Raw genomic sequence first — 13,249 nt, 5'->3', positions numbered from 1 at the left:
ATTGACATAAGAAGGAACACCATGTTGCGCGCAATGTTTTGTGCCGCGGCGTTTGCCGTGCCGTTGTCGGCGGCGGCTTTCACGGGCGCGGATCTCGACCGGCTGTGCGCGAAGACGGACGTCAAGTCGCGGGCGTCGTGCGCGGCCTATATCGAAGGCGCCGCCGACGGCGTCTACAACACGATCGATGCGATCGGCGGCACCACGGGGCCGCGCGTCGGCCAGTACTTCTGCCTGCCGCCCGACATCCGGGCGCAACAGATGACGGACGCGGTACGCAAGTACATCGCGGAAAATCCGAAGCTGGCCGACTACAACGCGAGCACCGCGGTGTCGCTCGGTCTCGGCAAGGCGTTTCCCTGCAGGAGCGGCAACTGATCTGACGCCGTGTCCGGGCGCGTGCGTGGCCCGGACGTCGCCGACGCATCCAGGACGAAGCCTGTGCGCTTCATCACTCGAGGGCGCCGATGATTTCAATCGAGGAACTGCAGCGCATCGCCGATGCGCCGTTGCATTCGTGGCTCGGCACGTTGTTCGTGTCGGTCATCGTCATACTGGTCGTCACGGTCGTGCACCGCCTCGGCGCACGCATCGTCAAGCGCATCGCGCAGCCGTATCCGCTGATGAGCGCGATCCTGCGCTACATCGACAAGCCGTCGCTCGTCGTGCTGGCGCTGCTGGCGCTCGAATTCCTGTGGGTCCAGGCGGACGACGGCATATCGTTCGTGCGCGGCATGCGCGCCGCGGCCGCGGTCGGCTCGATCGTATCGCTCACCTGGCTGCTCGTGCGGCTCGCGGCCGGCGTCGGCGACGCGATCATCCAGGCCCATCCGATCGACACGGCCGACAACCTCCAGGCGCGGCGCGTCCATACGCAGGCCAAGGTGCTCGTGCGGACCGTGATGGTGCTGATCGTGATCATCGGCACCGGCGCCGCGCTGATGACGTTCCCCAACGTACGGCAGGTCGGCGCGAGCCTGCTGGCATCGGCCGGCGTGGCCGGGCTGGTTGCCGGTATCGCCGCGCGGCCGGTGCTCGGCAACCTGATCGCCGGGTTGCAGATCGCGCTCACGCAGCCGATCCGGCTCGACGACGTGGTCGTGATCCAGGGCGAGTGGGGGCGCATCGAGGAAATCACCGGCTCGTTCGTGTCGGTGCGGCTGTGGGACCAGCGGCGCCTCGTCGTGCCGCTGCAGTGGATCATCGAGAACCCGTTCACGAACTGGACGCGCAGCAGCGCGGAAATCATCGGCACCGTGTATCTGTCGGTCGACTACCGCACGCCGCTCGCGCCGCTGCGCGAGGAACTCGCGCGGCTCGTCCATGCCGCGCCCGAGTGGGACGGCCGCGTGCAGGTGCTGCAGGTGACCGACGCGACCGAGCGCACGATGCAGTTGCGCGCGCTGGTCAGCGCGGTCGATTCGTCGTCGTGCTGGGATCTGCGCTGCCGCGTGCGGGAGGGGCTGATCGCCTATCTGCAGAACCGCTATCCGCAATGCCTCCCGCGCGACCGGATGGAACTGTACCCGCACGAAGCCGCGCCGGGCGCGCCGAATCCCGAGCGGCCGCATGCGCGCTCGCCTGCCGCCAGCACGGCGGCCAACACCGCAGCCGATCCGCAGGCTGTCGACGGCCGCTGAACGCGGCCCGGCCTGCCATTCCCGCCCCCATTCCCATGACCGCGCTGAAGACGTTCGCCATCGCCAATTACCGCTCGCTGCGCGAGCTGATCGTGCCGCTCGCGGCGCTCAACGTCGTCACGGGACCGAACGGCAGCGGCAAGTCGAGCGTGTACCGCGCGCTGCGGCTGCTCGCCGATACCGCACAGGGCCGCGTGATCCCGTCGCTCGCGCGCGAAGGCGGCTTGCCGTCGACGCTGTGGGCCGGCCCCGAGCGCTTTTCGCGCGCGATGCTGGCGGGCGACGTGCCGGTGACGGGCACCGTGCGCAATGGCCCGGTGAGCCTGAAGCTCGGCTTCGCGTGCGACGATTTCGGCTATTCGATCGATCTCGGCCTGCCGCTGCCGAGCCGCTCGCAGTTCGCGCTCGATCCGGTGGTCAAGCGCGAATGCATCTGGGGCGGCGCGGTGCCGCGCCCGTCCACGCTGCTGGTCGACCGGCAGGGCGCGCAGATCCGTGCGCGCACCGCATCGGGCGACTGGCGGACGATTCCGCAGCCGGTCGCGAGCTTCGACAGCATGATGACCGAGTTCGCCGATCCGACCGGCGCGCCCGAGATGATCGCGATGCGCGAACGGATCCGCTCGTGGCGCTTCTACGACCATTTCCGGACCGATGCGCAGGCGCCGGCGCGTCAGTCGCACATCGGCACCCATACGCCAGTGCTCGCGGACGACGGGGCCGACCTGGCCGCCGCGCTGCAGACGATTCGCGAAATCGGCGACGCGGCGGCGCTCGACGCGGCGATCGACGACGCGTTTCCCGGCGCGTCGGTCGAGATCGACAATCCGGGCGGCCGCGGCCGCTTCGACGTGCTGATGCGCCAGCCGGGGCTGCTGCGGCCGCTGGCGGCGGCCGAGCTGTCCGACGGCACGCTGCGCTACCTGCTGCTCGCGGCCGCGCTGCTGACGCCGCGGCCGCCTGCGTTGATGGTGCTGAACGAGCCGGAGACGAGCCTGCATCCCGATCTGCTGCCCGCGCTCGGCCGCCTGATCGCGCAGGCGGCCCGGCACTCGCAGGTGCTGGTCGTGTCGCACGCGGCGCGGCTCATCGCGACACTCGAGCGCGAGGCCGGCTGCGAATCGCTGGTGCTCGACAAGCAGCTCGGCGCGACCGCGCTCGTCGATGCCGATTCGCGCGACCTGCCGGCGTGGAAGTGGCCGTCGCGTTGACAGCCCGATCGCGTGCTCGGGGTGGCGATCGGCGCCCGGTGGCGCGGGATCGGCCCGACCGGGGCCCGACGCGGGGCGGCCGGACCCGCTCGGTCGAATGTATCCGGTCTGTAACAACCCCCAAAAAATGCAAGACCTGCGGTTCCGCTCGCCGGGATCGCGAATAATAATGAGATATCCGGCTGGCCCCACGCCGGCCGGCGCGGCCCGGCCGGCCGTGCCGCAACGGACACGACACAGGAGACGTGGACCATGAGAATTGCCCAGATCGCCCCGCTGACCGAATCCGTGCCGCCGAAGCTGTACGGCGGCACGGAGCGCGTCGTGTCCTACATCACCGAGGCGCTGGTCGACCTCGGCCATGACGTGACGCTGTTCGCGAGCGGCGATTCGACGACGCGGGCGAAACTCGAGCCCGTGTGGCCGCGCGCGCTGCGGCTCGATTCGTCGATCCGCGACCGGGTCGCGCCGCACATGCTGCTGATGGAGACGGTCGCGCGCCGCGCGAAGGATTTCGACGTGCTCCATTTCCACATGGACTACTATTCGTTCTCGGTCTTCAACCGGCAGGAAACGCCTTACGTGACGACGCTGCACGGCCGGCTCGACCTGCCCGAGCAGCAACCGGTGTTCGACACGTTCAACACGGCGCCGGTGATCTCGATTTCCAATTCGCAGCGCCAGCCGTTGCCGCAGGCGAAATGGCTGACGACCGTCTATCACGGGCTGCCCGATACGCTGTACATGCCGCAGCCGGTCGAGCCGCGCTATCTCGCGTTCCTCGGCCGCATCTCGCCGGAAAAACGCGTCGACACCGCGATCCGCATTGCCCGCCAGTGCGGGCTGCCGATCCGGATCGCCGCGAAGATCGACACGGCCGATCAGGAATACTTCGACCGCGAGATCAAGCCGCTCTTCGCGTTGCCGCACGTCGAATACATCGGCGAGATCGCCGATCACGAGAAGGCCGAATTCCTGTCGGGCGCGCATGCGCTGCTGTTTCCGATCGACTGGCCTGAGCCGTTCGGCCTGGTGATGATCGAGGCGATGTCGTGCGGCACGCCGGTGATCGCGTTCAACCGCGGCGCGGTGCCCGAAGTGGTGGACGAGGGCGTATCGGGTTTCATCGTCGAGGATGAAATCAGCGCGGTGGCCGCCGTGAACCGGCTGCATCTGCTGCCGCGTGCGCGCGTGCGGCAGCGCTTCGAGGAGCGCTTCACGTCGCGCCGGATGGCGCAGCAGTACGTCGACGTGTACCAGTCGGTGATCCGCGCGCAGAAGCGCTCGCGCTTCAAGGTGATCGATTCGACGACCTGATCGGCCTGAGCAACCTGTCCGACCTGGCGCGCGTCGCGGGCGGATAAAAAAACGGCGATGCCCGCAAGGACATCGCCGTTTGCGCATGCCCCGCGCGCCATGCGCGCGGGCAGTGCGTCGACGTCAGATCTTGAGCTTCGTGACCTTCGTGCCGTTGATCGACACGTCGCCCATCAGGCCCGCGTTGGTCAGCACGACGACCTGGATCGGCGCCGTGGCCGTGTTGGAGTCGACCGCACCGTTCGCGCCCATCTTCACGAGTGCGACCGATGCGCCGGCGCCGGCTGCCCAGCCGTCCGAGTTGCGGAATTCGTCGAGCGCCTGCTGCGTCATGAACAGGAACACGACCGCCTTCGACTGCGCGCCCGCCTGCAGGCCGACCGACAGCGACGACGTGTTGTAGTAGCCGACGGTGCTGCCGCCCACGCGCAGCGCGCCGTTGCCGGACTGGGCGCCGACGATGAAGCCGGCCTGGAGCACTTCGGGGAAGACCAGCACGCCGCGCGATTTCGCGACGAGCTCGCGCGAACCCTTGACGGTGGAGTACATGCGCGACAGCGTGGCGTCGACGCTCGCGTCGATCGACTGACGCTTCGACGCGTTGGTCGCGGCGTTGTCCGGCTTGTCCGGGGTGGTGGTGCAACCGGTGAGCGCGAGGCTACCGACGATGAGCGCGGCGGCGGCTTTGAGCACAAGAGTCCGTTTTTGCATCGTTGTTCTCCATCGGATGACGTTCGGAGTGAGTCTCGCTCAAGGAGCGGATCACGTCGGCAGTTATATCACAGCGGATTACGGCCTCTTTTCGTTGCCGTGTGAAAAAGCGTCAAATCGCGCGGGGATGTCGCGGCGCGCCAACGGACGAAACGACGCCGACGCGCGACGCGTGGCCCGCGCGTGGCCGGCGTGCGGCGAACGCGAGGGGCGAGCGGAGAGCGGCGGCGCTTGCGGTGTGCGTCGATGTGCGTCGGTGTCAGTGCGTGACGGGCGGAACGGGCGGCTTGATCGGCGGGCGGCGCAGCGCGCGGCGGATCAGCGCGATCACGACGCCGCATGCGAACAGGAACGCGGCCGGGACGACCCAGTAGCCGACGAACGCATGCCACAGGTAACCGGCGAGCGTATTGCGGCGCACCACGTATTCGTCGCGGGCCGCCTGCTGGCGCGGCGCGTTGGCGGCGAGCACGTCGGCCGGGCAGCCGGCCGCGCGCGCTTCGTCAGGATCCCCGTGGCACTTCGCGGCGGCGCCGGCGGCTTGTTGCGCGTCGGTGAGCTGCCAGGTGGTCAGCGCGAGCTGCAGGTCCGCCTTGTTGTACGCCATTTCCTCGCGGATCTCGCGCACGGCGATGATCGCGACGGGCACCGCCCAGAACACGATCACGATCAGCCAGCGGCGGAACCAGCGGTGTTGTCTCCATGCCATCCAAGCCTCCGTTTGACGCGCGTGCGCGTCCGTCTCGAGGGCGGCCCGATGGCGCTTCTTGGTCTTGGGTGGGCCGCGTTGCAGCCATCATAGAAGAAAACGCGGCGAATTGCCGCACCATGTGGCGGCGCCGGTGCGGCGGGCCGGAAAAACGGGGCGGGAAACGCTGGAATGCGTGCGTCGATGCGCGTGCAACGAATATAAAAATGCCGCGCCCGCCGAAGCGGGGCGCGGCATTCGAGACGGGAGCGCCGGAACTCAGGCGGCCGGCTGGTTGCTCAGGCAACTCTTCATGAACGCCTTGCGATCGTCGCCCTTCTTGCCGGTGGCCTGCGTGTTGCACGCCTTCATCTTTTCCTGCTGCGTCATCGCCTTCGCGGGCTTCGCCGACAGGCAGTCCTTCATGAACGCCTTGCGTTCATCGCCCGTCTTGCCGGCTGCCTGCGTGTTACAGGCCTTCATCTTGTCCTGCTGGCTGTTCGCCGCGAATGCGGGGGAAGCCAGCATGCCGCCGAGAAGCACTGCGGCTACGAGCGATTGGATTTTCATTTCGACACTCCCATGGGGTGAATTGCGTTTTATATCGACGCCGTCACGAAGCCCGGCGCGACGTGAACAGGGTCGCATCGCGCCGCGCGCTCCGATTATGGCAAATCAATGTGAAAACACCAAAACGGCCTTTCTATAACGCGGTGGGCGGCATGGCCGTTGACGGCGCGCACGCGCCGGCGATCGGGACAAACCATGACACGGGGCGCGCGCAGCGCGCGTTCGCGCCGGACCTACCGGATGCCGGGCGCGAGCCATTACAATCGCGGCCATGAATACACCGAACACCGCATCCCCTTCGTCCGCGGCGGCGCTGCCGCGCATCGCCGTACTCGCCACCGGCGGCACCATCGCCGGCGCCGCGCCCGACGCGGCCAGCACGGCCGGCTATCAGGCCGGCGCGCTCGGCGTCAATTTTCTGGTCGACGCCGTGCCGGCGCTCGCGTCGGTCGCACGCATCGACGCGGAGCAGGTCGCCAGCATCGACAGCAAGGATCTCGCGCTGCCGCTATGGAATACGCTCGCCGCGCGGATCGACGCGCTGATGGCCGATCCGGCCATCGACGGCATCGTGATCACCCACGGCACCGATACGCTCGAGGAAACCGCGTACGGGCTGCATCTGGTCGTCCGGGGCGACAAGCCGGTCGTGCTGACGGCCGCGATGCGGCCGGCCACTGCGCTGTCGTCCGACGGCCCGCTGAACCTGTTGAACGCGGTGACCGTGGCCGCCCATCCGGCCGCGCGCGGGCAGGGCGTGCTGGTCGCGTTCAACAACCGGATCCATGGCGCGCGCGACGTCGTGAAGACGAGCACGTACGCGGTCGACGCGTTCCAGTCACCGGAGCTCGGTGCGCTCGGCTGGGTGCAGGACGGCCGCGTCGAATTCGCCCGCCGGGTCACGCGCACGCGCGACGCGCAACTGGCGATCGCCGCGACCTGGCCGCCGGTCGAAGTCGTCGCGAGCTATGCGGGCGTGACGCGCACGGCCGTCGACGCGCTCGTCGCGGCCGGCGTGCGCGGCCTCGTCGTCGCGGGCACCGGCAACGGGTCGATCCATGCGACGCTGCAGACGGCGCTCGCCGATGCGGTGAACGCGGGCGTGGCCGTGGTCCGTGCGTCGCGCGTCGGTTCGGGGCACGTGATGCGCAACGGCGCCGCGAGCGACGATGCGCTCGGTTTCGTGAGCGCGGGCTCGCTGCACCCGTTCAAGGCGCGCGTGCTGCTGATGCTCGCACTCGCGAACGGCATTCGCGATCGCGACGCATTGCAACGCGTATTCGACACGCTGTGACCGATGGCCGCCGCTCGGGCGGCGCGTAGAAAGCATAAAAAAATGGCAGGCCAATGAATAGCCTGCCATTTTTACGTCAGTGCTGCGCGAATGCTCAGGACTGCGGCGGAATCACGAGCTTCTGGCCCGGGTAGATCCGGTCCGGGCTCGACAGCATCGGCTTGTTCGCCTCGAAGATCGCCGGATATTTGTTCGCGTCGCCGTACACTTCCTTGGCGATCGCCGACAGCGTGTCGCCCGGCTTCACGTCGTGGTACCGCACTTCCGGATCGTCCGGCTGCAGATCGTCGTCGTTGACGCCCGCGACACCCTGCACGTTGCCGGCCGCGACCTTGACCTTCGCCTTCGTGTCGAGATCGGCGACGCTGCCCGACAGCGTGACGGTGCGCGAGGCGCCGTCGAACGCGACGGTCAGGTTCGACGTGTCGAGACCTTGCGAGTTGATGTAATTCTTGATCGCATCGGCCGCGGTCTGGTTCGCGGCATTCGGATCTTCCGCTGCCTGTGCATCGGCGTGACCCAGCAGTTTTTCGCCCGCCTCCTTGATAAACGAAAGAAGACCCATCGTTGCACTCCTTAGGTGGTTGAAAAGAAAACGCGCCGTGAAGTGGCGAAAAAAACACCGCGCTGGGTGCGGGCCCGGAAGGGGCGCGCAGGCGCGGCGGTTTTCTCGAAAGGCGTGGCGAAAGTGTAGGCGTTCATCGCGACGAATGCATGAAAAATCGCACGCTCGAACGTAAAGAAATGTAATACGCGAAATCCGACAGGCGGACACCCGACGACGACGTCTGACCGACCAAGGCTTCCCCGGCGCCGCCGGGTGCCGCTGCGGACCCCACCACGCCGCTCTCAGCCCAGAGCGGCGTTTTTCGCCCCGTCCCGCATGCCGTTGGCGATGCAGGGCGGGGCGCCCCACCGTGATGCGCGCGTGCGTCGCGCATCGATGCGACCGGCCGTAACCGGATCGCGTCTGTTCGTGACACGCGTTTCACCATTGCAGCGAAACGCGCGTTGCTGCATCCGCGTTACGCGGCCGGCGTCTGGCCGATCTCGAAGTTCGACATGATCTCCAGCGCGCGCACGAGCGCCGAGTGATCCCACGCCTTGCCGCCGTGCGACGCGCATACGCTGAACAGCTGCTGCGCGCTCGCGGTGTGCGGCAGCGCGAGGCCGAGCTTGCGTGCGCCGTCGAGCGCGAGGTTCAGGTCCTTCTGGTGCAGCTCGATGCGGAAGCCCGGATCGAACGTGCGCTTGGTCATCCGCGCGCCGTGCACTTCGAGGATGCGCGACGCGGCGAAGCCGCCCATCAACGCCTGGCGCACGCGCTCCGGATCGGCGCCCGAGCGGGCGGCGAACAGCAGCGCTTCGCCGACCGCCTCGATGTTCAGCGCGACGATGATCTGGTTCGCGACCTTGCAGGTCTGACCCGCGCCGTTGTCGCCGACGAGCGTGATGTTCTTGCCCATCTTCTCGAACAGCGGCTTCGCGCGCTCGAACGCCTTTTCCGGCCCGCCGACCATGATCGTCAGCGTCGCTTCGCGTGCGCCGACTTCGCCGCCGGACACCGGCGCGTCGAGGTAGTCGCAGCCGAGCGCATTGATCTGCTTCGCGAATGCCTGCGTGTCGAGCGGCGAGATCGAGCTCATGTCGATCACGAGCTTGCCGGCCGTCAGGCCCTTCGCGACGCCGTCGTCGGCGAACAGCACGTTACGCACGTCGGGCGTGTCCGGCACCATCGCGATGATGATGTCCGCGTGCTGCGCGACTTCGGTCGAGTTCGCGACGACCTTCGCGCTGCCGCGCAGATCGTCCGGAATCGGGAACGCGCCGTTCACGACGAGCTGGTGATCGCCCTTGAGCAGGTTGCGCGCCATGTGCGCGCCCATGATGCCGAGGCCGATGAAACCGATGATTGCCATGTGAAAGTCTCCTCTGGGGCTGAAAACGGGAAGGGGGCGACTCAGGCGGCGCGACGCGCCGAGGCCGGTGCGCAGCCGGCCACGCTTTGCAGCCAGCCGAGGCCTTCCGTCGTGGTGGTGCGGGGCTTGTATTCGCAGCCGACGTAGCCGGCATAGCCGAGCCGGTCGAGCAGCGCGAACAGGAACGCATAGTTGATCTCGCCGGTGCCCGGCTCGTTGCGGCCCGGGTTGTCCGCGAGCTGGACGTGGCCGATCGATGCGAGGTTGCGTTCGATCGTCGCGGCCAGTTCGCCTTCCATGCGCTGCATGTGATAGATGTCGTACTGCAGGAACAGGTTGTCCGAGCCGACCGCGCGGATCACGTCGAGCCCTTCCGACGAGCGGTTCAGCGCGAAGCCCGGGATGTCGAAGCGGTTGCACGGCTCGACGAGCAGGCGGATGCCTTCGCGCTTGAGCGCATCGGCCGCGAAGCGCAGGTTGTCGACGATCGTCACGAAAGTCTTGTCGCGCGCGGTGCTCGCCGACGGAATGCCGACCAGGCAGTTCAGCTGCGGCACCTTCAGCGCCTTCGCGTAGCCGATCGCACGGCCGACCCCTTCCTGGAACTCGCCGACGCGATCGGGCAGGCACGCGATGCCGCGCTCGCCCTGATCCCAGTTGCCGGCGGGCAGGTTGTGCAGCACGAGGCGCAGGCGGTGCGACTCGAGCTGCTCGGCGAGTTCTTCTTTCGCGTACGGGTACGGGAACAGGAACTCGACGGCGTCGAAACCCGCGTCCGCGGCCGCCTTGAAACGGTCGAGGAACGGCACTTCGTTGAACAGCATGGTCAGGTTTGCAGCAAACTTCGGCATGAGCTAAGCCTCTTCGGTCGGTCAAAAATGTCGTGCGGTTCAGTCGAGCATCGAGATCGCGGTCGGCGCGTGCTCGGCCTTATCGGCGAGATCCTCGAATTCGTTGATCGCGTCGATTTCGGTGCCCATCGAGATGTTCGTCACGCGTTCGAGGATCACCTCGACGACCACCGGCACGCTGAACTCTTCCGCGAGCGTTTGCGCCTGGCGCAGCGCCGGCTCGATCTCTTCCGGCTTGAACACGCGCAGCGCCTTGCAGCCGAGGCCTTCCGCGACGGCCACGTGGTCGACGCCATACCCGTTCAGTTCCGGCGCGTTCACGTTGTCGAACGCGAGCTGCACGCAGTAGTCCATGTCGAACGCGCGCTGCGCCTGGCGGATCAGCCCGAGGTACGAGTTGTTCACGACGACGTGCACGTACGGCAGCTTGAATTGCGCACCGGCGGCGAGCTCCTCGATCATGAACTGGAAGTCGTAGTCGCCGGAGAGCGCGACGATCGGGCGGCTCGGGTCGGCCGCACGCACGCCGAGCGCGGCGGGGATCGTCCAGCCGAGCGGGCCGGCCTGGCCGCAGTTGATCCAGTTGCGCGCCTTGAACACGTGCAGGAACTGCGCGGCGGCGATCTGCGACAGGCCGATCGTGCTGACGTAGCAGGTATCGCGACCGAACACCTTGTTCATCTCTTCGTACACGCGCTGCGGCTTGACCGGCACGTTGTCGAAGTGCGTCTTGCGCTGCAGCGTGCGCTTGCGTGCCTGGCAGTCGGCGACCCACGCGCTGCGATCCTTCAGCTTGCCGGCGGCCTTCCATTCCTGCGCGACCGCGACGAACAGCTCGAGGGCGGCCTTCGCGTCGGACACGATGCCGAGATCCGGGCCGAACACGCGGCCGATCTGCGTCGGCTCGATGTCGACGTGCACGAACTTGCGGCCCTTCGTGTAGACCTCGACGCTGCCCGTGTGGCGGTTCGCCCAGCGGTTGCCGATGCCGAGCACGAAGTCGGACGCGAGCAGCGTCGCGTTGCCGTAGCGGTGCGACGTCTGCAGGCCGACCATGCCGGCCATCAGCGGGTGGTCGTCGGCAATCGCGCCCCACGACATCAGCGTCGGGATCACCGGCACGCCGATTGTTTCCGCGAACTGCACGAGCAGGTCTTCGGCCGCCGCGTTCAGCACGCCGCCACCCGACACGATCAGCGGCTTGTCCGCGTCGTTGAGCATCGCGAGCGCCTTCTCGATCTGCGCGCGGGTGGCCGCGGGCTTGTAGACCGGCAGCGGTTCGTACGTGTCGATGTCGAATTCGATTTCGGCGAGCTGCACGTCGATCGGCAGGTCGACCAGCACCGGGCCCGGACGGCCCGAGCGCATCAGGTGGAATGCCTGCTGGAACACGCGCGGCACGAGCGCCGGTTCGCGCACGGTGACCGCCCACTTCGTGACCGGCTTCGCGATCGATTCGATGTCAACGGCCTGGAAATCTTCCTTGTAGAGACGCGCGCGCGGCGCCTGGCCGGTGATCGCGAGGATCGGAATCGAGTCGGCCGATGCGGAGTAGAGGCCGGTGATCATGTCGGTGCCGGCGGGGCCCGACGTGCCGATGCACACGCCGATGTTGCCCGGCGCCGCCCGCGTGAAGCCTTCGGCCATGTGCGATGCGCCTTCGACGTGGCGCGCCAGCACGTGGCTGATGCCGCCCGACTTGCGCATGGCCGAGTAGAACGGGTTGATCGCGGCGCCCGGCACGCCGAACGCGGTCTGGATGCCTTCCTTCTCGAGCACGAGTACGGCTGCGTCGACGGCTCTCATCTTGGCCATGAATGTCTCCTTGGATAGTGGGATCTTGCGAATCGGTCTGTTGAGGACACTTTAGGGATGCACGAAAGGTTTGATAAGATCAGCCGAAGTCGCTTATTTCGAAACTAAAAGTATGGAATGACGGCCGGACGGGGCTTCCCGCCGGTGTCGGAGCCGGGACGGAGACAGCAGATGGATCGTTTCAAGCAGATCGAGACGTTCGTGCGGGTGGCCGATGCCGGCAGCCTCGCGGCGGCCGCGCTCGAGGAGGGCGTGTCGCCGGTGGTGCTCGGGCGGCGGATCGACGCGCTGGAGAAGCGCCTCGGCGTGAAGCTGATGTACCGCTCGACGCGGCGGCTGGTGGTCAGCGAGGAGGGCGCCGCGTTCCTCGAGCGCTGCCGTGGGCTGCTGTCCGAATGGGATCAGGCCGAGAACGAGCTGGCCGCCGGGCGGCGCGCGGTCAGCGGACACCTGATCGTGTCGGCGCCGGCCGCGTTCGGCCGCAAGCACGTCGCGCCGCACGCGCCGGGTTTTCTCGCCGACAAGCCGGAAATGCAGCTGTCGTTCAACCTGACCGACCGCGTCGTCGATCTCGTGCGCGAGGGCTATGACCTGTCGATCCGGATCGGCGGCGCGGTCGATCCGAACTTCGTCGCGGTGAAGCTCGCGTCGAACCGGCGCGTGGTGTGCGGCACGCCCGGGTATTTCCGCCAGCACGGCCGGCCGAAATCGCTCGATGACCTGCTGAAGCACAACTGCCTGGCCTTCAACCTGCAGGGCGGGCAGAACCGCGGCTGGTATTTCCAGCGCCACGGCAAGATCGCGACGATGCGCGTGACCGGCAATCTCGACTGCAACGACGGCGAGCTGCTGCATCGCTGGGTGGCCGAAGGGCTCGGGCTCGGCTGGCGCTCGACGTGGGAAATCGCCGCGCAGCTCGAAACGGGCGAACTCGAGACCGTGCTCGACGAGTACGCGCTGCCCGACTACGACATCCTCGCGGTCTACCCGCAGCAGCGCTACGTGCCGGCGCGCGTGCGCTATTTCATCGACTACCTGCGCGAAGCGTATGCGCGCCCCGGTTACTGGAGCACCACGCCGTAACGGGGCGGGCTGCCCGGCCGTCCGGCGATTTTTTACGCTTCATGCGCGCGGCGCGGGAATAAACTCGACGCAGCAGCGGTAAGGTCATCGAGCGCGCACGTTGCCGGTCTGTCCGCGCGCCGTGCGCGGAACGGGCGCGGCGTCGGCCGC

General features: G+C 67.6%; 13 protein-coding genes. 6 read left to right on the top strand and 7 right to left on the bottom strand.

Going from position 1 to position 13,249, the window contains the following annotated elements; all coding sequences use genetic code 11:
• Positions 1 to 21: 21 nt before the first annotated feature.
• The 4 genes from J8I33_RS15575 to J8I33_RS15560 all read left to right on the top strand — a co-directional run bounded on the left by J8I33_RS15575 (position 22) and on the right by J8I33_RS15560 (position 4,168).
• The gene (locus tag J8I33_RS15575) at positions 22 to 378 is read left to right on the top strand and encodes a Rap1a/Tai family immunity protein (RefSeq protein ID WP_006485939.1); all 357 of its coding nucleotides are present in this window, start codon (positions 22 to 24) and stop codon (positions 376 to 378) included.
• 89 nt (positions 379 to 467) lie between these two features.
• Positions 468 to 1,640 (top strand): mechanosensitive ion channel domain-containing protein, encoded by a 1,173-nt coding sequence (locus J8I33_RS15570; protein ID WP_209937602.1) that lies wholly within the window; start codon positions 468 to 470, stop codon positions 1,638 to 1,640.
• Positions 1,641 to 1,675: 35 nt separating this feature from the next.
• On the top strand, positions 1,676 to 2,851 hold the full coding sequence (locus J8I33_RS15565) for an AAA family ATPase (protein WP_209937589.1): 1,176 nt from the start codon (positions 1,676 to 1,678) through the stop codon (positions 2,849 to 2,851).
• 252 nt (positions 2,852 to 3,103) lie between these two features.
• On the top strand, positions 3,104 to 4,168 hold the full coding sequence (locus tag J8I33_RS15560) for a glycosyltransferase family 4 protein (protein ID WP_209926854.1): 1,065 nt from the start codon (positions 3,104 to 3,106) through the stop codon (positions 4,166 to 4,168).
• A gap of 123 nt (positions 4,169 to 4,291) precedes the next feature.
• Here J8I33_RS15560 and J8I33_RS15555 read toward each other — a convergent pair whose 3' ends face one another.
• The 3 genes from J8I33_RS15555 to J8I33_RS15545 form a co-directional block, all read right to left on the bottom strand.
• A complete protein-coding gene (locus J8I33_RS15555) occupies positions 4,292 to 4,879 on the bottom strand; it encodes a YSC84-related protein (protein ID WP_050013250.1) in 588 nt (195 codons plus the stop codon).
• Between the two features lie 259 nt (positions 4,880 to 5,138).
• Complete coding sequence (locus tag J8I33_RS15550) at positions 5,139 to 5,588, bottom strand: membrane protein (protein WP_012328676.1); 450 nt, start codon at positions 5,586 to 5,588, stop codon at positions 5,139 to 5,141.
• Between the two features lie 258 nt (positions 5,589 to 5,846).
• Positions 5,847 to 6,137, bottom strand: a complete 291-nt coding sequence (locus J8I33_RS15545) for a PsiF family protein (protein ID WP_011549641.1) — start codon at positions 6,135 to 6,137, stop codon at positions 5,847 to 5,849.
• 271 nt (positions 6,138 to 6,408) lie between these two features.
• Between J8I33_RS15545 and J8I33_RS15540 the strand changes: the two genes are divergently transcribed.
• The gene (locus J8I33_RS15540) at positions 6,409 to 7,431 is read left to right on the top strand and encodes an asparaginase (RefSeq protein ID WP_209926858.1); all 1,023 of its coding nucleotides are present in this window, start codon (positions 6,409 to 6,411) and stop codon (positions 7,429 to 7,431) included.
• A 94-nt stretch (positions 7,432 to 7,525) separates the two neighbouring features.
• On the opposite strand, the gene lysM is transcribed toward J8I33_RS15540, so the two are convergent.
• From lysM to gcl, 4 genes are all read right to left on the bottom strand, one after another.
• Positions 7,526 to 7,996: a peptidoglycan-binding protein LysM gene (lysM, locus tag J8I33_RS15535; RefSeq protein WP_050013247.1), complete on the bottom strand. Its 471-nt coding sequence runs from the start codon at positions 7,994 to 7,996 to the stop codon at positions 7,526 to 7,528.
• A 460-nt stretch (positions 7,997 to 8,456) separates the two neighbouring features.
• On the bottom strand, positions 8,457 to 9,350 hold the full coding sequence (locus J8I33_RS15530; RefSeq protein ID WP_050013246.1) for a 2-hydroxy-3-oxopropionate reductase: 894 nt from the start codon (positions 9,348 to 9,350) through the stop codon (positions 8,457 to 8,459).
• A gap of 41 nt (positions 9,351 to 9,391) precedes the next feature.
• Positions 9,392 to 10,201 (bottom strand): hydroxypyruvate isomerase, encoded by an 810-nt coding sequence (gene hyi, locus J8I33_RS15525; protein ID WP_050013245.1) that lies wholly within the window; start codon positions 10,199 to 10,201, stop codon positions 9,392 to 9,394.
• 39 nt (positions 10,202 to 10,240) lie between these two features.
• A complete protein-coding gene (gene gcl, locus J8I33_RS15520) occupies positions 10,241 to 12,016 on the bottom strand; it encodes a glyoxylate carboligase (protein WP_050013244.1) in 1,776 nt (591 codons plus the stop codon).
• 171 nt (positions 12,017 to 12,187) lie between these two features.
• Between gcl and J8I33_RS15515 the strand changes: the two genes are divergently transcribed.
• Positions 12,188 to 13,099, top strand: a complete 912-nt coding sequence (locus tag J8I33_RS15515; RefSeq protein WP_050013243.1) for a LysR family transcriptional regulator — start codon at positions 12,188 to 12,190, stop codon at positions 13,097 to 13,099.
• The last annotated feature ends 150 nt before the right edge of the window (positions 13,100 to 13,249 follow it).

It is taken from the genome of Burkholderia sp. AcTa6-5, from assembly GCF_017815075.1.
In the GTDB taxonomy this organism is placed as follows: Bacteria; Pseudomonadota; Gammaproteobacteria; order Burkholderiales; family Burkholderiaceae; genus Burkholderia; species Burkholderia sola.
The sequence above is the reverse complement of the archived record's forward strand: the minus strand, read 5'-3'. Positions and strand labels throughout refer to the sequence as shown.